Raw genomic sequence first — 25,268 nt, 5'->3', positions numbered from 1 at the left:
AGAAAACGAATTTATATGCTCAAGCGTAAGCGTTGCTGCCGTCCTCTAGTGGCAAAAGCTGAAGCTTCACGGTGATACTCATGCCATATAACACACGGGGCAGGGTACAACTTGTCGCACTCTGCCCCGTAATAATAGCAATGCTTTCTTGGATTGCTAGATGCTTACTTCTTTTCGGCAGCGTTGTACAAATCCATACGAACCTTGTAGTTAGCTGTATAAATATCTTCAATCTTTACTGCATTATTGGCTTCTAGCTCAGCAATCATTTTTGCATACATGCCGTCAATTTCACCCTGTGAGTTTGCATAGACCATAGAGGAGAAGCTATTGTCGATAATATCCTTGATTTTTTGCTCACTCAATGCGTCGGGCGAGCCTCCCTTTGGACCTAGATCATCATAAAGCGCGGTATCCCAAGTGGAGCCTTCCATTGATTTCAGTGCATGTTCATTCACATGATCTCTGTTGTAACGGAACATTAAGTCATAAGGAGTGCCGTCTTCGCCCAATCCATTCCGAACCATCCATGTCCATTTGCGAGCGCCTGTTGTTTTTGAGAATTCTTGCCAATCAGCTCTAATGGAATCCAGCGCTTCTTGCGTCGGTACATGAACGCCGTTCTCCATATTCCAGTTCATGCCTTCCTTACCCCACATCAGCAAATACTGACCTTCTTCGCTTGCGAGGAAGTCTAGAAACTTGATCGTTTCTACCGGATGCTCATTCGCTACTGTAATACCAATGCCGTCCCAACCCAAGGAGCTGCGAGGGCCAAAAGTTGTTTCTGCTGGATCAACACCTGGTGCCGTTACTTTAAACCCGTAAAACAGTTGATTGGTATCCTCGCCGTGTTGAGCGCGGAATGCCGTGTTGGCATCATTCACGATACCGCCTGCCGTTGCAAATACACGTCCGCTGACCGTCTTCTGCTCATAGTTTTGAGCTTTATTGATGCCCCATTCACGGTCTAGCAAGCCTTCTGAATAAAGAGTGTTGATGAACTTTATCATTTCTAGGTAACGCGGATCTCTTACTATAAACTCAAGACGGCCATCTTTCTCATAATAAGTTTTCATCCCATACATCGCCTTGAATGAACCAATGATAGTAGGCATGTGATCTGCGTTCACTGTCATCGGTATAGAAGGGTTTCCGTCTACAGTTGGATATTTAGCTTTAAATTTTCTCAGCAAGTCCAAAAATTCATCCTGTGTAAAGGAATCTCCGGCCAATGCGCGCTCGCCATATCCGAACTCTTCAAGGATATCCATACGCATATTGATTGCCCAGTTTGGATCTGGATCCAAGCCGTACCAGTTGTTCAAATAATAATTTTTGCCATCCTCATAGACACTTTTGGAAAGCACATCACCATAACGCGCCTTGATATTCGGAGCGTGCTCATCAATCAAATCATTCAGCGGAATCAATGCTTTACCGGCAATGTATTTGTTCATGGTTGCTTCACGTCTGTCAATGACAGCAATATCAGGCAAATCTCCGCTGACTAACATCAAGTTCAGCTTCTCATCCGGATTACCGGTAGGTTGCTGAATTTCAATAAATACACCTGTGCGTTCTGTAATTTCTTTTGCAACAGGGTTAGTAAACGGATCACCCACATTTTTGTCAAACAACGTTAATGTAATAGGCTTCTTCGTTGTACCGTTTTCTTCTCCCCCTTTGGGAACGTTCTCATTTTTGCCTCCGGTACTGCATGCGCTCATAAGCATAGTGCATGCAAGCAGCGCGGCCATAACGATTCTTTTTCTCATTCTGATACCCTCCTATGAATGAAATAGCTTCTTGGCTTCCAACTTGCTTCCCTCTGCTTATGCAGGGGATTTATATTTCAACCATAACCTGAACCGGATGTCAGATTCGGAATATGGGCGAAAGCACAATCTTTAATTGGTAACGCTTAGCCTTTTACTGCCCCAATAAGCATTCCTTTTAGGAGGTACTTTTGCAGCAATGGATACATAAGAATGATGGGCAATGTCGCTACCATCGTCACTGTCATACGGATACTCTCGCTGGATACCGGCATCTTACGCTGTTCATTGGCAAGCTGCTGTGCCGCACTTAACATGTCATTGGTCTGGAATTGATTCAGAATTTTCACCAACACAGCTGATAACGTTTTCAAATCAGGATTATAGGTATAAATGTAAGAATCATACCACGCATTCCAATGAACAATGGCTGAGAACAAGGTGATCGTAGCCAGTACCGGAGTACACACCGGTATAATGACTTTAAGAAAAATCTGAATGTCATTGGCACCTTCTAGTTGTGCCGCTTCCTCCATTTCTTTGGGCAAGCCCTCCATGTAGGTGCGAACTAATATCATCCAAAATATACTCATAATCCCGGGGAAAATAAAAACCCAGAAGCTGTCGATCAGATTCAAGCTGCGAATGACCATGTAAGTCGGAATCAATCCGCCGCTGAAATACATCGTAAATACAAAAAACAAATTAATGCCACGCCAGCCTACCAGTTCTCTTTTACTTAGCGAGTAAGCCAGCATGGAAATGCAAGCCAGCGTAAGAGGCACTCCAATTACCGTTCGAGCGACCGTCACTCCGATGGAATTCAAAATTTCTGCATCCTTCAAAACCGTTTTGTAACTGTCCAGGCTGAATTCGGTTGGCCATAGCATAAATTGTCCATAAGTCGGGTCAGAAGCATCATTCAGGGACAATATGAAAATATGCCAGAACGGAAAGAATGTAACGATGAACAATAACAATAAAAATCCATAAATGATCATATTCCCCGTAATGGTTGCCAGCGTATAGCGCTGTGACCACTTGCTTCTAGCGACTGTGGGTGCAACTTCATTATTCATTTTTTCATTCCTCTCCCAGCCGTATGCACAAATGGTTAGAACAGATGCGTTTGGCCCATTTTTTTAGATATTTGGTTGACCGTGATCACCAGAATAAACGCTATGACTGATTTGAACATGCTTACAGCAGCTGCATAGGAGAACATGCCATTCTGTATGCCATAACGGAACGCATAGGTGTCAATGACATCCGAATAGGATCTGTTCAGTGAATTACCTAGTAAGAAATATTGATCAAACCCGGTATTCATCAAGTTGCCGATGTTCAAAATCAACAGAATAATAATGGTAGGCCGCAGCATCGGCAGTAATATGTGCCAGATTTGCTTCAAGCGATTGGCACCGTCCACTTTCGCAGCTTCGAACAACTCCGTTGGAATGGCAGCGATGGCAGCCATATACATGATGGAATTGTAGCCCATATCCTTCCAAGCATTCGAGAGGGCTATAATGATCCAGAACATCTTGCCTTCCTGCATAAACAAAATACCTTGTTCTATAAATCCGATTTTCATCAGCAGCTGATTGACAGGTCCCTCAGCAGACAACAATGTAATCACAATACTTGCAGCAACAACCCATGAAATAAAAAATGGCAAATAGGAGGCTGTTTGGACCGTCCGTTTGAACCAGGTTATTCTTGCTTCATTCAGCATGATTGCGATTATGATAGGAAGAATAAACCCTATCGACAGTGTTAACACACTTGATACCAGAGTATTGCGCATCACGATCCAAAAATCTTGCCCTGAGAAGAAGTATTGGAACCACTGCAATCCCACAAAGTCCGCTTTAAAAAGCGAGCCCCAGAAATCCCCTAAAGTCGGCTGATAATCTACAAATGCCATGTACAAACCAACCATAGGAGCGTAAGCGAACAATGCTGCCCATACAACTCCCGGAATTAGAAGCAAATAAAAGTATCGCTGTCGAACCATTTTTTTAATAGTAGGATGTTTAAGAAACGGAATTTTCTTGTTGCTTCTATCCATCTCAACTACCATTCTCCCGCCTCCTTATCTCCAATTTAAGTTTATGAATTCATCATATAGAAACTTATATGGTATCGCTATATCACGATTTTCCGATTTCTATCACAAAAAAACGACCTTTCACCATATCATGTGTTTTGGTCGAAAGCATGTGTTAATGTAAGCATTATAAAAACAAAACAGACAAAATCAGGGGTCCGACTTGCAACGTATTCATTGATTCCCGATCAATTGACATTACCTACATTCAAACTTATACTCTGTTCTAACATCTAACGATATGCAAGGAGGATCTATGTACACTATTATTTTAGTCGATGACGAACGGCTCACTTTAGACACTCTTGCAAATTATATAGATTGGGAACAAATGTCCTGCCGTGTCGTTGCCACTGCCAGCAACGGACGAGATGCATTGAACAAAATAGAAGCCCTGCAACCGGATATTCTCATTACCGACGTGAAAATGCCTGTCATGGACGGCATTGAGCTCTGCAAACAAGTTCATACTCGCTTCCCTAACATTCAAATTGTTTTTCTAAGCGGATACAATGAATTTGATTATGCTTGTGCCGCACTGCAGCATGGTGCCTGCGGCTATTTGCTGAAGCCGGTTGACCACGAAGAGCTGGCTGCCACGATGAGGATGGTTCGGCAACGTTGTGAAGAGCAGAAGAATCGATTCAATTCCACCTTATTAACGTCGGGAGAATACCTGCGTGAGCTGCTTCAAATCGGGGGTAATCTGCTCTCTGGCTTAGCAGATGAGGTTACTACCGTATACAACCACCATTTGCATCTGCCTGCGGACAATAAGACCTTTTATTATGTATTTATCAGTATTGACGAATACAGCCTGCTCGCTGAGAATCCGCTTGTATTCGACGCGCCTTCCGGTGATTTCTCCACTGTAGAAAGATTAGAATTTTTCATCGCTGGATTGCCAAGCTTTGCTCCCGGTGTGCTGACCAAATTGCGCGATGGCCAATGGATTTTCGTCACAAAGGAATCCGATCGCACCGTGTTTACAAATTGGCGTAATCAGTCCCCGAATGCGCAGCGTTGGATATCCCTGTTCCTGACAGACCACCCGCAATCCCTGCTCTCCTTTACCAAACAATGGCCCAAGATGCTGCAAACACGCAATCAACTGGTTGCTGTTCATGGCACAGGACTGATCCATGACGACTGGGAGAACATGCATGCCGCATTGCGCAAGGAACCATTTCCCAAAACAGAGCACTTGATTGCCGCCGTGCAGCAAAAACGCAGAGACCAAGTTGAAGAATGGCTCTATGACTATTACGATGGCGGTCTGCCGCCCGGAAATATCAGTCAAGTTTTTGTAGAAAGCGTTTCCGTCTTTAATGCGGTGCTGTCTGCGGTTGCGGCTAATAACCGTCAATTACAAGAAATATTCGAAAAGGATGCCAAATTCTTCGAGCGCCTTTCCCTGATGGAAAGCATGCAATCTATGAAGACACACATGCGGCAATTACTGAGCATTATGATGGACGAGCTGGAAGCATCCCCCGTCGATCGACATATCGAGATTGTCAACGAAGTATGCAATATCATACAAAAAAATTATGGTCAGGTGATTTCGATTGATGTGCTTGCTGAGCTCATCTTCCTGTCACCCAACTATCTGCGAACGATATTCAAGGATGTTACCGGAAAAACATTACTCGAATATGTAACTCAGATCCGGATGGAGCAAGCTTGTCTCATGCTGCAGGAAACAAATATTAGAATTCATGAGATTGCCAAGCAAGTCGGCTATGAAAGCCCCTCGTATTTCGGCTCTGTCTTTTTCAAGCGCACGGGTCTTACCCCTAACCAATACCGTACACACGCGAAAAAGAGACCACGAACATGAAGACATTGAAGAAGCTGTTCAACAATTCGTCGTTGCTGCAGAAGCTGCTGGTCATATTTCTTACCGTCACGATCATTCCTCTTATCTTTATTACGGTGTTCTTCTATGATCGTACGGAGCAGCGGCTGCTCGAATTGACTTATGAGAATATGTCTAGCAGCAACCAGCAAATCAACAGTAATGTCAACGCTCACTTGAATAATCTTCGCCAGATTTCATCTCTAATCTATACAGATGAAAATTTACAAGCCTATCTTACGCAAAATTACACAAGAGACTATTCTTTTGTCGAAGCCTACCGGTATATCGATGGACTCTTATACAGCTTGCTTACTGCGAACAACAACATTGCCAGCATCAACCTTTATGTAGACAACAAATCGCTTCCGGAGGATGGTCTGTTTCTCAAACATATCACGCTTGAAAATTTACCCCTTGAGTACTTAACTCAATTACAACAAACCTACGGCAACAATATATTCAGCAACGTGATTCAAGACAAAACCGGGAACAACGTGATCTATCTTGGGCGTATTCTCAACTTTAACGCACAAAGCCATTTTTACGGAATGGTGACGATCGGTCTTAATGAAGAATTACTCTACAAGTTAATCGAAAAAGAAGAGCAGAACAAAAGTGTCTATTTGCTCAATGAAAAAAATCAAATCATCTCAGCATCTGATAAATCGCTTCTAAACCTGTCATTCAGCGAGGCCATCGGCCCCGAGCTGTCCATCAATCAAGAAGTCGTCACTATAGACGGACATCCCCATTTGCTGGTGTATAACACCATGCCACATGGTTGGAAGACTGTCTCTCTCACACCGATAGACGAAATCATGAGTTCATCTCGTCAGACCGCTATGCAAATTGTTGTCATTGCGCTCTTTAGTATTGTCTTATCCATCTTAATGATCATTGTCATTGCCAAATACCTTTCGCTCCGCCTGCGAAAATTAAACCGTCAAGCGGCACAAGTAGAAAAAGGGAATTTCACCGTCATGCTTACGGATTCCAGCAAGGATGAAATTGGGCAATTAAATGCGGCTTTCAACAAGATGAGCACACGTCTCAAAGATATGATTGATAAGCTGTATGTCAAGGAAATTGCCAAGCGCGATGCGGAGCTTTATGCCTTGCAAAGCCAGATCAATCCACACTTTCTGTATAATACGCTGTCGGGTATTTCCTCTCTGGCCATCCAAAACGATGATATTGAAGTAAGCAAAATGTTAAACCATCTCGCAAGATTCTATCAAACATCACTAAATATGGGGCATCAATATATTACGCTGGAAAAAGAAATCGCCCTTACCAAGCACTATCTTGCCATTCAGCATATGCGCTTTGAGGATAGCTTTATTGAACGCTGGGAAGTTGACGAGAGCTTGTGTAAGCATGAAACGTTAAAATTGCTATTACAGCCTTTTGTCGAAAATGTCATTAATCATGCCATCTATGATGATCAACAATGTCTCGAGATCTTCATCCGTATTTACCAATCCACGCACGCTGGTGTTCCAGCGCTCTTCCTTGAGGTAGAGGATGACGGCTGCGGCATGTCTTCTGAACAAGTAGAAACATTGTTATCCACTGAATCGAAAGCAGGATATGGAATCAAAAACGTTCATGAACGTGTGCAGCTTGCTTACGGACAAAACTACGGTGTAACCATTCAAAGTCAAGCTGGATTAGGCACAAAAATCACCATCATACTGCCTTTGCAGCAACATGATTAAGCAAATGTGATTTGCAGGCTGGTCAATCGGCTTCATAGGAGTAGGATAGTCTGGTTCGTGCTATAATGGTGTTCATACCCATTACATTCATCATTCTGCCGAGATGGCGATGATTAAGGAGATTGAACTTGACAAACAACCATGATGTTGGAGCAGTTAGCGAACTGCCGGAGAACTTCGAGGAGCTCAAACGAGCGGCCAATCGGACGGGAAGCTGGAGAGAAAGACTGGATGCTGTGAACGAATTGGGGAACTGGGATACAGCCCCTACCATTAAGCTGCTGCAGTATGTTTTGACAGGTGATCAAGTGTTCCAGGTGCGCGAAGCCGCATATCGCAACCTGAAGCAGTTGGGTGAAGATGTGCAAATGCCTGCCAAAAATAAGGGCGAGCTGTTTAAAGGCTTGAACAAAATATTGCTGCGGATTAAGAAAAGCCTTCCTGAAGATCACACCTTCGAGCAATTTAAGGAAAAACTGCAAAAGACACGTCTAGATATTTATGATACTTACGAGGGCAACAAAGGTGCCCAGTTCGACTCCTGGCTTCGTGAAATCTGGGAGACGCCAGCTAGAAGATAACCGCCAAGTCGGGGGATATTAGCCCAAAGCCTGCGGAAAATAATGGGGGGGCCTTCGCCTCGCTGCATGCCTGCAAAAGCAGGCACCCAAAAAGGCTGGACGGAAAACTTTACGTTTTCTCGTCCAGCTTTTTTTATTTTCGGGGCCTATTGGACCCCTTTGTTCAGTTGCCTACGGGATCAGAATGCCAATGTTGTCGATATCAGGCGCATAACTGGAATAGGAGAGCTTAATTGTATTGGTGCCCGCGTTCAAATTCATGGATGTAATATAGCTTCGAACAACATTCCAGCTTCCTGAATCCAGCCTTAACTTGAGCAATGTGTTAGCACCGCCATTCAGACTGTAGTTGATCCACCTCTCATCGGCTGCCAGATAGTTCAGCTTGAACTTGTAAGTACCCGCTGTTGGCACGGTCACATTGAATTCCACCGTGCCTGAATTATTGCCCAGGTTACCCACTTTATTGCCGTTCGAGCAGTTGACGCAGCTTACAACAGAAGCAGAACCGGCAAGAGCAGCGCTTTCCGCTTCATAGTAAGTATAAGGATCATCCGGCATACTAGGTACGGTAGTTTTTGAAATCAGTACCGCGGCTCCTCCGGTTGCTAGAAGAGGAATCGTCAGCGTTGAAGAGGCTGTCACTGTGCTTATTTCTTTACTTATGGATTCTCCTGTCGCTCCGTCCTTATACACATAAGCCGTGTAGTCGCCGGGCTCAAGGTTCAAGCTTGAAAGGGGAATCGTGATGGTCCTCGCGCCGACGGTCATCGCCCCGATATACCAATCCGAACCACTTTTCCTTGCCATAACAGCGTGACTCCCCGGGAAACCGTCAAGGAGCTTGGTCTCATCCCATGAGGCAGGCACAACCCGCAGAAGCTCCGTGCCTTTCCAGTTGGCGTATATGTCTATGGAGTCGGCATAGTTTTGAATTTTGGATTCATACACAACAGCCATCGCCAATTGGTGGCCCTGTGTTGTATTTTTGTTCGTGTTGCTAAGAGCAACAGGCGTGTAGTCCATGGAGCCAAGCACGTTTCTTGTGAACGGAAGCGTAGTATTATGAACAGCGGTTGGAGCCGGCGGCCAATACAGCTTATAGCGTTCGGAGCCAAGCACCCCTTCCGAGCTTATGACATTAGGCCAAGTACGTTCTTCCCCGCCCGGTTTTGTGGAGTTGTGATAGTATACCATAAGCTTAAGCTCGGCCGCATAATCGGCTACCGACTCCAGGAAGCTCATCCCGACCTGCGACTCATTGGCCGTCATGTCCACCTTTACTCCTTTAATGCCCCAGCTCGCCCATTTCCGCAGATTCATCCTGCTCGCGCCATATGGGGTATGGACATACGGACTTGCCCATATGAATATGCCCACATCCTTTGTCTCGGCGTATTGGACTAGATCCTCGATCGTACCGTCGGTCCACTTCACCCATCCGGCGTCAACGGTGACATATTCCCATCCCATGGAAGCTGCGAAATCCACATACTCCTTTTGGCGCTCGAAGGAATAAGGCACTTCACGATAGCCCTCAGGAACATTAGGGTCGCCGTAATAGTCCTCGCTCCACCAAGACCATGCTGAGATACCCGGTTTGATCCAGCTAGTGTCCGCGATTTTCGACTCCGGATTCAGGTTCTGCACCAGAGTTGAATTCACTAGATCATTCAGATTATCAGTGACGATCACTGCCCGGTAAGGACTCTGGAATGGCAGAGCAACCTGAATCTGTGTACCATACAAAGCTTGGTCGGCTCCGCAGGAAAATCTCATGTTCTGTCCTGCGCTCCCAGTGAGAATTGATGGGCAATAAGTTCCATCAGCGTTAAATACATTCGCTTCGGTGAATAAAGCCCAATAAGAGTTGTTGTTAATCGACGCCAAGAAAGGCATGGAAATCGTACTGGTATCTAACGTTGTGGGACTGTAATACTGCCAAGTCCCCTCGTAAGTATTGACTGGCGGGTGACCCCATCCGCCTGTTCCGTTAGGGAAATTGTATTCCGTATATTCCTTCTGGATGAAAGCCTCTCCCATCCCCGGAATAGCGTATCTGAAGCCGAATCCGTCATCATATACCGTCATGTATATGATAAGCTGAGCCGAGCCCTTCGAGACGGCATATTCCCTTTGTACCGCGTTATCTTGGTTTACACTTTTTTTGCCGCCCGGTATAGAATAGGTATTGTTCCACGAAGTTGTACTGGTGGATACGAATGACATTCCCGAGTAGAAATCCGTATCGGTGGTCTTTAAGCCCAAGCGTGATTTATCAACGATTGTCGCCCCATTTTTTGTAACGCTGTAGTACAATTGCCCGCCTTCCAAGTACATAGTCGCCGTAAGTGTGCCATCAGGCGAGGATGTGGCGTACTGCGTTCCGGTATCAATGGCAAAAGCTGAAGGAACAAACGTAAAAATCATAGTCAATACCAATATGAGACTTACTGCTTTCTTAAATGACATTCTTTTTCCTCCTTTAATAATCGCTCAAAGCTAAAGAAGTTCAAAACTCAATCGAACCCTGCAAGCTTGCTGCTAAGAAAGACCAGCATTTTCGGAAGCTTGGTTGATCATCTACGAATGCCCTATAGAGTCAAAGCATCGGTCCGTAGGAAAGTAATTTTGTTAGGTTGTTTTGCAAGGGTTGGTCGGGCAAGCGCTTTCATTTTACCCCCTCCTTTTCACACCTAAGACCGATCACCTAACTCTATTATCAGTGGAAGGAAGAGAGAGATTCCATCATAATTTCCTCTGAATCCTATCGGAAACGAACAATCTTACATGGGCTTATGTTGACGTCATGACCGTAGGTGCGTATGCAAACGAGAAGCCTTCCTGAATGACGAGCCGGTCGCTCAACGTTAGTGGGTGTCCACTTTCTTGTCGGAGGTCCAGTTCATCGGCAAAAAAAAGAGAGGGCGAAAGCCCCTCTTTACTAATTCTACTAATGCATCTCCGATTTAGTTGACCTTCCTCACCAACACCGCCACACTCTCCACATGTAGGGAGTTTATAGGGAGTACACAGTTAATAAGGAATCGGCATTTGCTCAAATTTTAGGCGGCTGAATAAGCCGTTTTTCTATTCTTTACCAAAAAGGATCGGCTCTAAGCTCCTCCCCTATTGCGATTAATTTGTGAAGTCCGCCGCCCTGAAATGAGGTTGAATTAATGCCAATAAGATATTACAAACTTTTTGATTTAATTAATCGAAGGGGAATGAAAACTGATTTAATCGAATTAGCGGGTATCTCTTCGCTAACGCTTGCTAAGTTTACAAATTGTAAAATGGCTATGACCGAGGTAATAGAAAAACTATGAAGTGCTTTAAACGTCCAACCTGGCGACATAATGAAATATGAAAAGAATATAAAAAACGCCAATCCCGCAGGGGAAAGGCGTTTTTTTCTTATCACTGTTTATTTTCTCTATCCCAAATTGCGTTTGCTTCTTTGTAGTACATTGGTGGCGTTTCGTCTTCAAATTGAAAATCGTCTTTTATTACTCTGTTCAGTGCGAAAGTATGAGCGAATAATTCTGCTTCAACTGTAGGTGCTTCTATCGGTAAATCCGGGTCATTATGGTGTCCCAATTCGTGAATAAAATCAAATGCGAACCAATAATCGCTCCTGTGTAATCCGCCTTCAATATAAATTACAGGACGTCCTTCTCCAATATAAAAATACTCTTCTGTCCCATCGCTGTACTTAACGTTTAGTTCTGCATGTCGTAAGTACATACCGCCTGCTATGTTCTGGTGAACAGTTGTATCAATGTCTTCATCACAACAAACAATGTAGGATAAGCCACTCCACTCGTTAGGACTCGTTATTGCTTCAATTTTAGGTAATAACCCAACAAACCTCTGAGGCAATCTACCGTATACAGGCACGGCATGAATGTGACCAATTGGCGTTTTATCTTGCATTTTAGCTTCCCCTTTAACAATTAAGGTGTATTTTCCATTCTGCACTCAAATCGTCGCGGATCGTACGTAAACTCTGAGTTTCTTCGATGATTCCTATCGCCTCTCCCAAGTCGTGCTTGCTTGACTATGCTCAAGTGCCAGCTTACAATACTTTCGAGCGATGGAAAGAAGCAATTTCGTCTGAGTATCGTCCAGTTTGATGCCGACTAGCGAACTCGGTATGAATCATGTGTATCAGATGTAAGCAAGTGCGATCATGTAAAAACCTCCCATGGAACAAATTTGTTGCATGTTACCTTGGATGCGAGGTTCTTACAAGTTGAAGTTACAGGTTTAGCGACCTCAATTTATATTGGTCCACCAATATGATAATACTCGGGATCAAGTATAAACTCGCTACCTGTATTATCGAGCCAATCATTACTAATTTGGATGATTTTACACACGCATTCGCTAAAAGTTTCAAAGCTAATTTGGTTTAAATTAAAATGTGAAATAAGGAAATCCTTTTCAACCTTTATCATTGTTCCAACATTTATTACATACCCCTGTTTTTCATCAATCTTTTTTAATAGGATATGAGAGTCATCTCTATTATTCTTGCTCATTTTTCCTGCATGGACAACTTTATATGCTCTGTCAGGGTCTAATTTCTTATTATATAATGAATGTTCTCTTCTAAATGAAGTATGCCATTGAAAGCTTCTTATCCAATCCTGTAGGTTTAATATAGTCACTGCCCAATTAGTCGGATAGTTTGATGATGAACTAATCATGTTAAACAACTCAGTCAGCTTGTCTTGTACATCATTTAAATTCTTATATGCAAAAAATCCCAGAATAGTTCTCTTTTTTTTAAGTCGGTCTAGTATGGTCATTTTATCAGAGATTAATAATTCATTAACTTTTCCTAAAGACTCCGACATGCTGCTTATATCATAAACGATCACACATAGATGTTTTAATATTTCAAGTAAACAGTAATCAACCTTCCCTTTAATGTGATCCTTTAAAGGATTAAAAAGAATACCTTTAGAAAACATCTCCGAAACATTCTTATAAATTATCTCCGATACCTTCTCCTTTTCATTTGAATTATCAGAATTATAGCATAGTATTCTTTTATGGTTTAAATCGAACGGAACATCTCTTAGGTCGCCATACTTTACATTGAATAAGCATATGACTTTCTCCCATCCTAAAGTTTTCGCTGCATAACCAAGTTCAACAAGAACATTGGGATTTGGGGTTTTTCTTCCGCAATAATCACTATTTACTATAGATATATCACACAAAAAAATACTACTTCTATCGATTTTCTCAAAAATTACATCAGATATATCTGGTGATCCTGTTATACCTAATGTGTCTCGATCATATTCAGCATATACTTGAGTTTCAAATGACAGCTTTTTAATGGCCTTCTTAATTGCATTTTCAATAAAACTACGGTTTGTGTTATTAGGTAGATCAGATTGCCATGAATAAAAGATACTAGCTCTCACAGACCTCTTCCTTCCTAGTTATGTTTAGCTTGTTACTCTAAATGCAATCGATATTCCCTGTCCTTCCTCTCATTCTTCTTATCAAGCTCTCTATTAACATAGTTCATATGCCAACATAGCTTTTGATATATGCGTTCCGTGTACCTCCCATTTAGTTCATCAAGCATCATTTGAAAACCACTTTTTAAGAACTGCCCTCCGAAATGCTGAATATGTAGATAGTTTAAAAAGCACAAATTATCAAAGTCTTGTCGAACGAACTCGGACAATTCTTCATCTGACCCAATATGTGAAAGCAGGTCGGAATCCAGCAATATCCTGGGATAGATCGCTACGTTACTCTCAAGGTCATATGCTTTAAGGAGTGCTTCACCCCATACCATAGTTTCATCGATATAAAGTTCTCCTATTGATATCCCTCCACGAACAAGCCATCCAACACTGTCTTTAACCGCTAAACATTGGAAATTTGAAACACAAAATAATAGGGCTCTTATATCAAGCAGTCTTTTCTCCGGCTGCTCTGACAACTTCTTGACAATAATAATATTGTCGGAAAATATCTTGAACTGAATCTCACTGTAGCCATCCATAGCTGTTCGCTTATCCATAGAATGAGTATATAGGTTATGAAGCTTATTCATTGCTAGTTTTTGTTCCTCGTACCCATGCTTCATCCTGGCTGCAATCCCCAAAATATCCAAGTATGCAACGATATGCTGAGATGTCTCTCTATCGTACTTATCTACCCTACCTCTAACGAGCATCATTATCTCCCCTTCGTAAAATTTCATCTTGCATAAAATCACAAAACTATTACAGTAATTTTACGTAATTAACACCGAGGTTTCCAACTGTTTCCTTATACTTTATCGGGAAAGTACATCACTTTCAAGAATCAATTAAATAGCTAGTGATGCACACTTCTGAGCAAATAAAAGCCCAAGCGCAGCAGCGCCTGAGCTTCGACAGATAGGTAAATGTGGCTCCAATAGGCTATTTCCTGAAAAGCGACACACAGCACTCCACATGCGCCGTCCAAGGAAACATATCCATAGTAGTAACCTCCATTGTCTTATACCCGCCATCCTCCAGGATGCGCTGGTCACGCGAGATTGTGGACGGGTTGCAGCTGACTTAGACGCTTCGGCTGGAGCTCGAGATTGTCTTCAATGGCGTCGAGGTGCAGCGCTTATGTGAAAGCATTAAATTAAAGTTAGAAGAGTTCAACCTCTCAAATATCAAAGGATTTTATTCAATTGCTTCTGAGCCTACAATTTTCACGCCGCTGATCGCTTGCATGGACTGAAAACGACGGTGTTCATCAGCAAGGACATCAATCGCAGCTATTATCTCTTTCATAATGAGATTTTTTCAAGCAACACCTTGGATTTCATTGTAAAATTATTTGCTCCCCAAAAACAACTGATGTACAAGCTGCTCAGATGTGGGCAGTTCCTTCATTTATATCTTTATTCTCCTGTCTCCTTTTCAACATCCATAATCAACGTCATTATGACATATGCAAGCTGTGCTCCGTCCTGCATCCCCTGCCAGTACAAGTATTCATTCTCCATTTCTTGCTTATAATGACTTATATCTTCCCATTCAGAGAATTCCGGTTTATTTATAATAGTTGGATCTGAAAATAGCCTTTGAAAAGCCAAGTCCTTTTCTTCCCGTATTCTCTTTATCTCAGGATCCAGTGCCACGCGAGCAAAAACATCATCCAATCTGCTTTGTAGGACACTTTTAAACCATGTCGGAAGCTTCAAGGCTTGTTCCTCCTCGCCTGTAGAGTCGTCCTGAGTTTTGTAGCTTCTTAAGATGTAGTCGCAGCATTAACTTATCTACTTTGCGACTAATGGCTAGAAGCTCTTCATGTTCAGACAGTGGAATAACTTGTTCAATCAATGCTTCGCCAAGTGTATTCATCTTGCGCCTTTCTTGCTCTATTCTTTCATGCAAGTAAAGCATTTATTTAGCCTCTTTTTCCTCATCTGATCAATGCAGGACCCTGTACCCGAAATTGTATTTATTAGTTTAATGCGATATTCGGTTTATTTCATTTTAATGCGATATTCGCATTAAAACAATAGTGTCTTTTCGTACAATTTGAGTAAAATGAGAGGAGACACATCATGAAACATCGAAAAGAGCCTCCTGGCGACAAAAATATTATCGGATCACGAGTCCTTAAGATGCGTAAGGCAAAAGGGATGAAACAAAAGGAATTCTTGGCCAGATTGCAAACACTTGGGTTAGATATCAGTCCAACCAGCCTTTCACGTTTGGAAGGCCAGCATCGACTTGTTCAAGATTATGAAATATTAATCATTGCCAAGGCTTTAGAAATTTCTGTTGGTGAGCTGTTGGGTGAGAAAACGTAGCAATGATAATAGACTCTACACCTTCATCTGATAATTGATTGATATCACGAATATGCTCCAGCAATCTCGCCTCAAATGACGGTTTAGCTCAATCCGCTATATAATACTGCATTTGTTTTCTTCTTTCTTAGTAGTTCTCTTAACTAGTTGTAGGAGAATTCTGCAGGCTAGCGATTAAAAAATCATGTCTAGCACGAAGCGTCTTAATTCAGCATTGATAGCCCTGCGGCGCTCATGTTTCGTTAGGGAGCCGCTATGCTCTAGCGCTAACTTACAATGAATCTTCGACATTTGGACAAGTTCCGTCATTGTGGTATCATCAACTTCCACAAAGACGCAGGGGAATTTACTGCTCCTAGCTAACCACACACAGCACTCCATATGTATAAGAGTAATCAACAAAAAAACGGCATATCTGCCGTTTATCTGTATTTTGGTGGAGCCAAGGGGGATCGGTCCCCTGACCTCATCGCTGCCAGTGGAGAGATGGTGGTTTGTACTTTAGGGAAAGTCGGAGGAAAGCCTAGTGGGACAAGGCTTTTTTAGGTTTTTTGTCTCCACGTTCGAGTGCGTCGCGGCGCTCGCAAAAAGAAAAAGTGTGACCAAAAATGTGACCAAAATATAAGTACTTAAAATCTTACCTTTGGGGAATAAATAAATACATCATTCAATAATATCCCAAGAGTCATTTTATTCAAATAGCAAAAATAGAATCTGAAGATTAGCTGAGTAAATATAGAATTTATCCCTGTAAGTCCAACAGTGATCATCCCATCAGAAACATGTTACCTTGTATTCACCTAAACCTTGCTTGCTATGGTCTGAATTAAAAATAGGTTGACATGAGGTATTCGAGCCATGAACACGAATTTGCTTTATATACTAAAATAAAGGTAATGCCGAGACGTCCTATGGCTAAAACTTTTGGTGAATAATAAATTCAAACAAATATGATGGATTGGGAAGGACATAAACATATGAACTATCATGAAAAAATTATAAATATTTTAAAAACTACATATGATTTAAACGCTCGGATTCTCGAATCACAAAATCAGGAATTTTTCTCAGATCATAATTTCACTACACTTTATGAAGCATACTGGATTTCAAATTTAAAAATAAAAAACGCAATTGAATTGTTAGAAGTTATCATTGACAATTAATAAAAATCACATTTTCATTCTTCTTCTCATCAAAAGCAATCGAGTCGTATTTAATAGCTCTACATCTTCTTCAGTAAAACCAAAACCCTCAATCAAAACAACTCTGTTTGTAAATTCTAATATTCCCTCAAAATTTATTTCATTTCTAAACATTTGATCTAATTCTAAAGCTCTTTCCATACTCACTTTAACATATGGCAACGGTAACTTTTTAAATTCGTTTGGAGTTAGTTCTAAAACACCTCCACCATAATATCTGCCGTATAATTCTGTATAAACTAAAGTTAACGAATTATAGAAAGAAAATGTGAACGAGTTAATATCATATCCTTCCTTCATAGAAATTCTGTACGCTGTATCTGTAACAGATACATCTGCATGATTAATTATCACCTTGGCATGCTGATATGAACGCTTAAAGAAGAAACCTTCTGAGTTCCAAACAGAAGGAATCACGAACCACGTTCCCCGTTTTTTACATTTATATCTCTCATGAATTTTCTTATCAGTCAATATTTTAAGGTAGCCTCTAGCTTCGGCATGAAAATCCTTTTCATTATCGTCAAATAGCAAAAGATTAGTAGGAGTATCCTTTTCAATTAAAGGAGTTAAATCTTCTAACCTAAAAATAATGAGATTCTTAATATAAGAACTTTTCTTTATTATTTTATGAGCATATTGGTGCAACTTGAATTTCTCGATTGTTTTATTATCAACAATGAACTCATCGTTAGCGGCAGTAACAATTCCAGCGCACGATGTACAATAATCATTTACTAAAGGAATTTCTTGTTTCAAACTAGTTAACAGTTCATTATGACGTTTACTAAGAAACAATGAAGTCCATTTCCCCTCACTATCTGTAAATTCACTATTAGTAATAGTAGTAAAGTTACTCGCTCCTACATCTTCTAATGAATTGAAATTATGATAGTGAAATCCTCGTTTATTTTTTTGCTTTGAAGCTATAAGTACAATTGTATCCTGTTCAATGTCTTTGAATATGATTTCATTAAATGTAAATATCTCAATGCAATTAAATGCTGTTATTAAGTATTTTCTAATTGATTCTGCATGCTTTACTTGTAATATTTCAGAAGGAAGAACAAAGCAAACTACACCATCTTCATTTAGTGCCTGTGCTGAACTCACTAGAAAAGCAGTCCATATGTTTTTAATATTTGAGTTACTAATATTTGCATCATTCAAAATCTTATTACTTATTGTTATTTGATCTAAAGACATCAGCTTCCTATTTATATAAGGGGGATTGCCGAGTATTACATCAAATTTTCTTTGATTATTTTCTTGGAAATACAGGTAATCCTCTGAAAAATAATCAATTTTCCCTTTGATTTTATCTTCATATTTTTTATTTTTTAATTTTATTAGTTCATTATTATCAATTTCCACTAATGACAAATCTATTATATGTGCTTTATTAAATTCTTTTAACTCTGAAAGGCCATCTATAAAGATTCCATCACCACAACTTGGTTCCATAATACTCATTTTCTGATTAAAATCATACTCTGACATAATATAATTCACTATAAAGCTAGCTAATTCTGGAGGTGTATAATAAACCCCCTTTTCCTTCTTGTTATCCATTTTTCAATTTTTCCCCTAGTAAGTAATTCAAGTAATCTTGAAACTCCATGCTCAATTGAAAATATATATCTTTAATTCTATTAAACTTTTCATCATCATGCTTGTGTTTATCTAATAGCGGTTTAATTCTATCGAGTTCAATCTTAATTCTTGTTAAGTTCCAAATAATACGATGCCTTGATAAAAATAGTTGAAGTTTTTTTCTCATATACTCAGCCAACTCATTGTTTGGCCTAATATTCCCATAGGTATCTCTATAAAAATGAGCCTCATATCGTTCATCACATGGATCTATATATCCTTTGTTATCAATAAAAGACACAGTATGATCGTCAGAAGGCCAATCATTGCTTTTAAATCTATTACAAAAGGGACACGCATATACCAAATTTGAATATTCATTCTCTAAAGATGAAAATTTAGACTTTGGAGCAAAATGATCAATATGGTAAGTTCTCTCCCCTCCAACCCATCCATCGAAATCATCACAGTAGCCACATCTATTATTAAAATCTTCACTTAAATAAGGCTTGTAACTTCTGTAACTGCTATACTGTCTTGTAAAAGAGCGAACAGGGAGCCTATCCCTAAGCTTAATCATCAGTTTCATCCCTCATCTCGTCTACGAGAGCTTCCGACAGTTGAATTAGTCTATCTAATCGAGCATCACTTGATATTTTCTTTATGTCACTCGGTAATGATTTATAACTATTTGAATTTAACTCAAGAATATTATCTAACTCTATTAATCTCTCTTCTTCTTTTGATGTTAGGTTAGGATATAAATCCATCAAAGACATAAGTTCTAGTTTAAATAGTTCTATTCTTTTTTCATAACTTTCTATTTTAGTCTTTAATTTATGAACGAAAAACTCCTTTTCTTTAGCTACAAACTCTTTAGCTCTAATAAACTCTGGATCTAAAAGAGTGCCTTCCGCTTCAGACTCGTGGGAAGTTAAAATATAGCATGGAAACTCCTTGATCGTATTTAATAACTCTCTTATTAGATTTACACCATTATAGTGCACCTTTGACTGTGAACTATTTAAATTATAATCAATTACAACTCCCGAAACTTTTGATTCAATAATATCTTCAACCATTTCTTCCACACTATCTTTTAATCTAAGTTCGATGACTTCAAAGTCATCCATCATAATAATTTGAAACTGCCTTACAACATCTTCTTCATCATCAATGTAAGCAATTCTATTCATCGTTCTCAGTTACTCCTTCATCTTTTCTTGTAGGAAAAACAAATTGTATTGATAAACCTGGTCGAGGTCGCTTAATTTTAATATTACCTTTATATTCTTCAACTGTTGATTTGATAATCCACATTCCTAATCCAGTTCCTATCTCTTTACCTAGTTCATCTCGCTTTGTAGTATAAAAAGCTTCAAATATTTTATTTGGATCATCAATATCAGATGATAGACCTGGGCCTGAATCTGTGAAATCAATGATAATTTCATTACTATCTTGAATTAGTTCAATTGTAATAGTTCTTTCATCATCTGCATCAGGTCTTCTAAAAGCAGTCAAAGAATTCGAAATTAGATTGTTGAAAATGCTATCAAAATCAATTTCAAATATTCGTAAAAAACATTTTTTCTCCGTAGATGTTGGAACTGTTAACTTAACTTTTTGAAAGTTAAGCACTGATTCCCATGTTCTACTAAATTCTTCGAAGTATTTATACAACTCTATTTTCTTTCTTGTTCGCTTATCTACTTTTATCGTATTTAGTGAAAATTCCAACCATTTTTTCAATCTTTCATCCTGTATGGCCATATCATCTATTACTATTAAAGGATTTAGAAATGGCTGTAGATTTTTAACCTCTTCTTCATTTATTAATCGACTTATTATTTTTTTTAGATTAATATTTCTCTGCACAATATTCGCACTTAAGTTGTTCAAGTCATGTGCAAACGAAGTGAGTGTTAAACCAGTACTTGCTAGAGCCCTTAGTAATTGCAACTCACTTATTAGATCCTTATTTGTTTTTAACTGTGCTAGATATGACTTAGCAAGTATTCCGACGTTTTCTGCACTTTTAGAATCTTTACTAATTAACTGATTTAATTTTTCCTCTGAAACATTATTATCTATTTTACTAACAATTTGCTTTGCAATTTGATTTGCCCTTTTCTTTTCTTGCTCATCAATGTTTTTATTTGTATATAGTTTATCTAAAGCCCTCATCACATATTGTCTATCAGTTTCAAATTCTTGAATAATTTTCAAGACTAAATCCTTTAATGCCATGAAAGAAACATTCTCCTGAAAACCTTCACGACTTGATTTATCCTCAAGATTAATGTTGTCCAACCTAGATATAGAAATACTTCCGGATATTTGATTAGGCCTTACTCTCCACGATCCTGATTTATGGCTGGGTGCTGCTGGACTTTTTGCAGCTCGTTCTCCAAGCATCAACCAATCAAAGGAACTCCCCCCCATTTCTCCATACGGTCTAACTCTAAAATGATCTCTATAAACCTTTATCCCCGCAAATGTATCCATCCAGATATTTCTTTTACCTACATCAAAATATCTATAATAGAATTTCTTTCTATCACCCTGACTAAAGTTTCTTTTAAGAAAATACATCGTAAACTCAAAATTACCCAAACTATTCAAAACGCCTTTATTATATTTTTTTTCATAATTAGGCATAAGCTTATTTACGGTAGTTAGTTTTTCGAATTTCCCATTTTCAAATACTTCAAACGTATATGGGTAATGCATCATTTCTTCCAGTTGAAATAAGTCCATATCAATAATCTTAGGATCAAATTCATTTCTATGGTATGAAATCTTAACTGAATTATCAGAGTTGACTTTTGCATGTAATTTATAATCGTAATCATAATTTAATAATGAATTAATAAGCCCATATTTCTCCGGGAACTCTGAACTTAATAAAATCAATTCAAATTGAGAATTATCGTCAATTGGTACTAAGAACTCTAAATTTGTACTAATCCTATCAACAAAATAATCTTCCCAAGGGTCCCTTGCTACTTTAATTCTAATTATAGTTCCATTATTAAAATTATGATCCTTCAGTAATTCCTCGTATCTAGTACCTTTCAATATATCAAAAACTGTTTCATGAAAGTTCATATTATCAACTACATCTATATCGGCATAGACCTCTTCTATAGTCACTCCAATGTTATCAAAGTCATTCCAATCAACACTCCAAAAAAATGTCTCACCCTTGGATTTCGGCTTTGTTATCATCTCAGCTTTACTACCCAGTCTATCAAGAGCAAATCTGCCAATCCCCTTTGCTCCTGATTTAACACGGCCATCCTCGCCAATGAAGTTCACTTCTTTATTATTAGTTCCAATTGTCATCCAATAATTTTCTATTATCGTTCTATCCATACCAATTCCATTATCAATTATGTAAATAGAATTTTCTTCAACGATATTCTCAGGATGAAAATCAAAATAAACAACACAAGCTGAGGCTCCAGCATCATACGAATTTTTTATCAATTCTATAATAGCACCATCGGCATTACTAACGTTTTCACGACCGATAAGTCTAGCTGTTCTAGCTGAAACTTTAAATGGTATTTGGGCCATTATATCACTCCACTCCAAGAAAATTATTAACTTTCAATATTCGACGTGATTCATAATTTCTCCTTCTTTAGTCCTATTCGAATTTAAATGTTTTTTAAATCTATATTATACCCCTGATACCTATATAGATAGGTAGTCCTCGCGAGAGGCTCATCATGCATAGAGACGGACACGATCAAACGTGTCCGTCTCTTTAATTTTCCATTTTATATCAGGAGGCAGAATTTATGTACAACTATTGCTATGAAGAACTTAAAAAGCTGATTTCAGAGTGTTTACGGGAGCGTCCCGACAGTTATCCTATTCAGCAGCTATTTGATCAATTTCCGACAACGACTGAATTAATGGACGTGTCGGAGCAGCAGCTTATGTGCATAAAAGGAATCGGCATTGGCAAAGCTCGGCAATTGACAGCCATGTTAAAGCTAGCCAAAACCCTGACCGTCCCAACTTATGAACAAACAACCATACGTAGTCCTAAAGACGCATTTGACTTGCTTGAACCGGACTTCAGTTTACTCAATCAGATCGGTCCCCTAAATAATATAAAGTCCGAACAATGGAATGTTCGGACTTTATCAGGTAAAAGTGGCTTCTATTCAATAGTTCTTGTTAACGACACGCAGGACTCCACATGAACCGTCCAAGGAAACATATCCACCGGAGTCACTTCCACGGTCTTATACCCGCCATCCTCCAGGATACGCAGGTCACGCGCTAGTGTGGATGGGTTACAACTCACGTAGACGACGCGCTTCGGCTGGAGCGCGAGGATCGTCTCCAGCAGCGCCGGGTCGCAGCCCTTGCGCGGCGGGTCGACGACGACGACGTCGGCTTCTACGCCTTCCTTGCGCCAGCGAGGCATGACGACCTCGGCGGGGCCTGCTTCGAAGCTGGCGTTGTCGATGCCGTTCAGCGCCGCGTTGCGCTTCGCGTCTTCGATCGCCTCCGGCACAATCTCGACGCCGTACACATGGCCGGCTTGTCTCGCCAGGAACAGCGAGATCGTGCCAATGCCGCAATACGCGTCTATGACCCGCTCCTTGCCGCTCAGAGCCGCATACTCGACCGCCTTACGGTACAGAGCCACCGTCTGAGCCGGATTGATCTGGTAGAACGAGCGGGCCGAGATCGCGAAGCGGATGCCGTCCAGCTCATCGTAGATGAACTCGCTTCCCCACAGGACGCGTGTCTCATCGCCGAAGATCGCGTTGGTGTGCTCTTCGTTCACGTTCTGCACGATGCTCTTCAGTCTCGGCAGCGAAGCGCGCAGATGCTCTATCCACTCCGGCTGGCGAGGCAGCCGCTTGCTGTTGGTCACCAGCACGACCATGATCTCGCCGGTTACGACGCCAGTGCGAGCCATAATATGGCGCAGGACGCCCTTGCCCGTCGATTCATCGTAAGGCTGGATGCGCAGCTCGCGCGCAACCTTCTTCACGACGCGGACGACCTCGTCGTTGTGCTCGTGCTGAATCAAACAATCATCCATATCGATAATGCGGTGCGTGCCGCGCGCGTAGAAGCCAGCGACCAGCTCGCCATTCTCCCCAGCTGCACCGACAGGCACAGCCGCCTTATTACGGTAGCGCCACGGATCGTCCATGCCGATGGTCGGATGCACGATAACGCCATCCTGAGCGTCTCTCTCGCCAGCCACGCTCAGCTTACCAATACGCGTCAAGTTGTCGACGACATGCTGCCGCTTCCAAGCGAGCTGCGCTTCATAGTCGAAGTGCTGCAGCTGGCAGCCGCCGCATTCCTTATAGATATCGCAAGGCGGGTTAATCCGGTCAGGACTGGCCTTCACCAGCTCCTGCAAGCGGGCATACCCGTATTGCTTCTTCAGCTTCATCACGCGCACGCGCGCCTGCTCCCCGGGAAGCCCGCCTTGAACAAAAAGGGTAAAGCCGTTTGCCCGGCCTACCCCGTCACCGTCATGAGTCAGGCCGACCAGGTCGACCGTAACTTCTTCGTTTTTTTGAAACGGAGTGTCGTAGCTCGGCTTCGCCGGTCCCCCGCCTCTCGCGTTTCTTCCAGATTTTCTAGTCATATAATCTCCGTTCTCTCTAGCTTGCTGTTGACTGACCCCTTACCGATATGTCGATACGCCAGTCTCATCCGCGAAGATGCGCAGATGCGACGGAAGCACTGAGAAGTGCGCTGGCAGCACGCCGCCATACTCGCCGTCCAGGTTGATCTGCACGTAATCCGGTGTCGTTACCTTCAGGCTGTTCGTGCGCAGATGGATCACATGCGGATCGGACAAGTGCTCGCCCCGAAGAGCCAGCGTGACGAGCCGGATAAATTCCGCCAGATTCATCTTGCGGATCAGAAGTACATCCAGCAAGCCGTCGTCCAGCTTGGAATCCGGCGCAAGCCGCTCGAAGCCTCCCACAGAGTTGCTGTTGCAGATGAGGAATAGCATGAACTCGTCGTGGAATTCTCCGACGCCCTCTGCCACAAACTTCAACTCCGTCGGACGAAGGCGTGTCATCTTCTCCAGACCCTTCATATAATAAGCCAATTGCCCAATCATCGTCTTCAGCTTGCTCGGCACATCATAGGTCAGCTCCGTCAGTGAACCGCCGCCGGCTATATTAATGAAATAACGCTCATTCGCCACGCCCACATCGACAGGTCTTGTATATTGGCCGATGATCAGATCGCAGGCATACTCCCAATGCTTCGGAATGCCCGTCGCGCGCGCGAAGTCATTCGTCGTGCCTACTGGCAGTATGCCCAGCGGCGGACGATTGGGCTTATTCGCAAGTCCGTTGATGACTTCGTAGAGCGTGCCGTCACCTCCCGCTGCAATGATCATATCATAGCCTCGCTCTGCCGCATCGGCAGCGGCAAGCGTAGCATCGCCTTCGCCAATGGTCGCATGACAGGTCGCCTCGATGCCGCCTTGATCCAGCCGCTGCAAAATATCCGGGAGCCGTCGTTTCATCTCTTCTCTTCCCGACGTCGGATTATAGATAAGCCTCGCGCGTTTCATTGCAACTC

General features: G+C 41.5%; 20 protein-coding genes and 1 pseudogene. 5 read left to right on the top strand and 16 right to left on the bottom strand.

Annotated elements, in window-relative coordinates; all coding sequences use genetic code 11:
- Positions 1-164: 164 nt before the first annotated feature.
- The 3 genes from D3P07_RS12100 to D3P07_RS12090 all read right to left on the bottom strand — a co-directional run bounded on the left by D3P07_RS12100 (position 165) and on the right by D3P07_RS12090 (position 3,861).
- Entirely contained in the window at positions 165-1,778 is a 1,614-nt protein-coding gene (locus D3P07_RS12100) for an extracellular solute-binding protein (protein WP_119800476.1), read from the bottom strand.
- Positions 1,779-1,924: 146 nt separating this feature from the next.
- Positions 1,925-2,857 (bottom strand): carbohydrate ABC transporter permease, encoded by a 933-nt coding sequence (locus tag D3P07_RS12095; protein WP_119800475.1) that lies wholly within the window; start codon positions 2,855-2,857, stop codon positions 1,925-1,927.
- A gap of 35 nt (positions 2,858-2,892) precedes the next feature.
- A complete protein-coding gene (locus tag D3P07_RS12090) occupies positions 2,893-3,861 on the bottom strand; it encodes an ABC transporter permease (protein ID WP_119800474.1) in 969 nt (322 codons plus the stop codon).
- 283 nt (positions 3,862-4,144) lie between these two features.
- Between D3P07_RS12090 and D3P07_RS12085 the strand changes: the two genes are divergently transcribed.
- The 3 genes from D3P07_RS12085 to D3P07_RS12075 all read left to right on the top strand — a co-directional run bounded on the left by D3P07_RS12085 (position 4,145) and on the right by D3P07_RS12075 (position 8,048).
- Positions 4,145-5,728 (top strand): response regulator transcription factor, encoded by a 1,584-nt coding sequence (locus D3P07_RS12085; RefSeq protein WP_182914282.1) that lies wholly within the window; start codon positions 4,145-4,147, stop codon positions 5,726-5,728.
- Positions 5,725-7,467, top strand: a complete 1,743-nt coding sequence (locus tag D3P07_RS12080; protein ID WP_119800472.1) for a sensor histidine kinase — start codon at positions 5,725-5,727, stop codon at positions 7,465-7,467. Before D3P07_RS12085 ends, D3P07_RS12080 begins: the two co-directional genes overlap by 4 nt.
- A 128-nt stretch (positions 7,468-7,595) precedes the next feature.
- Entirely contained in the window at positions 7,596-8,048 is a 453-nt protein-coding gene (locus D3P07_RS12075; protein ID WP_119800471.1) for a HEAT repeat domain-containing protein, read from the top strand.
- A 171-nt stretch (positions 8,049-8,219) separates the two neighbouring features.
- On the opposite strand, the gene D3P07_RS12070 is transcribed toward D3P07_RS12075, so the two are convergent.
- The 7 genes and pseudogenes from D3P07_RS12070 to D3P07_RS12035 all read right to left on the bottom strand — a co-directional run bounded on the left by D3P07_RS12070 (position 8,220) and on the right by D3P07_RS12035 (position 15,466).
- The gene (locus D3P07_RS12070; RefSeq protein ID WP_119800470.1) at positions 8,220-10,520 is read right to left on the bottom strand and encodes a glycoside hydrolase family 97 N-terminal domain-containing protein; all 2,301 of its coding nucleotides are present in this window, start codon (positions 10,518-10,520) and stop codon (positions 8,220-8,222) included.
- 948 nt (positions 10,521-11,468) lie between these two features.
- Positions 11,469-11,984: a M78 family metallopeptidase domain-containing protein gene (locus D3P07_RS12060; protein ID WP_119800468.1), complete on the bottom strand. Its 516-nt coding sequence runs from the start codon at positions 11,982-11,984 to the stop codon at positions 11,469-11,471.
- Positions 11,985-12,331: 347 nt separating this feature from the next.
- Entirely contained in the window at positions 12,332-13,489 is a 1,158-nt protein-coding gene (locus D3P07_RS12055) for a hypothetical protein (RefSeq protein WP_119800467.1), read from the bottom strand.
- Positions 13,490-13,521: 32 nt separating this feature from the next.
- Entirely contained in the window at positions 13,522-14,283 is a 762-nt protein-coding gene (locus D3P07_RS12050; RefSeq protein ID WP_147384509.1) for a hypothetical protein, read from the bottom strand.
- A gap of 202 nt (positions 14,284-14,485) precedes the next feature.
- A pseudogene (locus D3P07_RS27555) lies at positions 14,486-14,626 on the bottom strand (23S rRNA (uracil(1939)-C(5))-methyltransferase RlmD); the annotation flags it as partial.
- Between the two features lie 335 nt (positions 14,627-14,961).
- Positions 14,962-15,264, bottom strand: a complete 303-nt coding sequence (locus D3P07_RS12040; protein ID WP_119800465.1) for a hypothetical protein — start codon at positions 15,262-15,264, stop codon at positions 14,962-14,964.
- Positions 15,242-15,466, bottom strand: coding sequence for an aspartyl-phosphate phosphatase Spo0E family protein (locus D3P07_RS12035; protein ID WP_119800464.1), 225 nt, complete (start codon positions 15,464-15,466; stop codon positions 15,242-15,244). Before D3P07_RS12035 ends, D3P07_RS12040 begins: the two co-directional genes overlap by 23 nt.
- A gap of 164 nt (positions 15,467-15,630) precedes the next feature.
- Here D3P07_RS12035 and D3P07_RS12030 point away from each other — a divergent pair, with 164 nt between their 5' ends.
- Entirely contained in the window at positions 15,631-15,879 is a 249-nt protein-coding gene (locus D3P07_RS12030) for a helix-turn-helix domain-containing protein (protein WP_119800463.1), read from the top strand.
- A gap of 1,172 nt (positions 15,880-17,051) precedes the next feature.
- On the opposite strand, the gene D3P07_RS12020 is transcribed toward D3P07_RS12030, so the two are convergent.
- From D3P07_RS12020 to D3P07_RS12005, 4 genes are read right to left on the bottom strand one after another with little or no spacing between them, the layout of a single operon-like run.
- Entirely contained in the window at positions 17,052-18,656 is a 1,605-nt protein-coding gene (locus D3P07_RS12020) for an Eco57I restriction-modification methylase domain-containing protein (protein ID WP_119800461.1), read from the bottom strand.
- On the bottom strand, positions 18,649-19,257 hold the full coding sequence (locus D3P07_RS12015; protein WP_182914281.1) for an HNH endonuclease: 609 nt from the start codon (positions 19,255-19,257) through the stop codon (positions 18,649-18,651). The genes D3P07_RS12020 and D3P07_RS12015 overlap by 8 nt, the downstream gene beginning before the upstream one ends.
- Positions 19,250-19,873 (bottom strand): response regulator, encoded by a 624-nt coding sequence (locus D3P07_RS12010; RefSeq protein ID WP_119800459.1) that lies wholly within the window; start codon positions 19,871-19,873, stop codon positions 19,250-19,252. Before D3P07_RS12010 ends, D3P07_RS12015 begins: the two co-directional genes overlap by 8 nt.
- Positions 19,866-22,259: a sensor histidine kinase gene (locus D3P07_RS12005; RefSeq protein WP_119800458.1), complete on the bottom strand. Its 2,394-nt coding sequence runs from the start codon at positions 22,257-22,259 to the stop codon at positions 19,866-19,868. Before D3P07_RS12005 ends, D3P07_RS12010 begins: the two co-directional genes overlap by 8 nt.
- Before the next feature lie 227 nt (positions 22,260-22,486).
- On the opposite strand from D3P07_RS12005, the gene D3P07_RS12000 reads away from it, so the two are divergent.
- Positions 22,487-22,897, top strand: coding sequence for a Mov34/MPN/PAD-1 family protein (locus tag D3P07_RS12000; protein WP_119800457.1), 411 nt, complete (start codon positions 22,487-22,489; stop codon positions 22,895-22,897).
- Here the strand turns inward: D3P07_RS12000 and rlmD are convergent.
- Both rlmD and D3P07_RS11990 read right to left on the bottom strand, forming a co-directional pair.
- Complete coding sequence (gene rlmD, locus D3P07_RS11995) at positions 22,855-24,312, bottom strand: 23S rRNA (uracil(1939)-C(5))-methyltransferase RlmD (RefSeq protein WP_119800456.1); 1,458 nt, start codon at positions 24,310-24,312, stop codon at positions 22,855-22,857. The genes D3P07_RS12000 and rlmD overlap by 43 nt on opposite strands.
- A gap of 39 nt (positions 24,313-24,351) precedes the next feature.
- Positions 24,352-25,260 (bottom strand): diacylglycerol kinase, encoded by a 909-nt coding sequence (locus D3P07_RS11990; protein WP_119800455.1) that lies wholly within the window; start codon positions 25,258-25,260, stop codon positions 24,352-24,354.
- Positions 25,261-25,268 lie beyond the last annotated feature (8 nt).

This window comes from Paenibacillus sp. 1011MAR3C5, assembly GCF_003591485.1.
GTDB lineage: Bacteria > Bacillota > Bacilli > Paenibacillales > Paenibacillaceae > Pristimantibacillus.
Note: the sequence above shows the minus strand (reverse complement) of the source record. Positions and strands in the feature narration are given on the sequence as shown.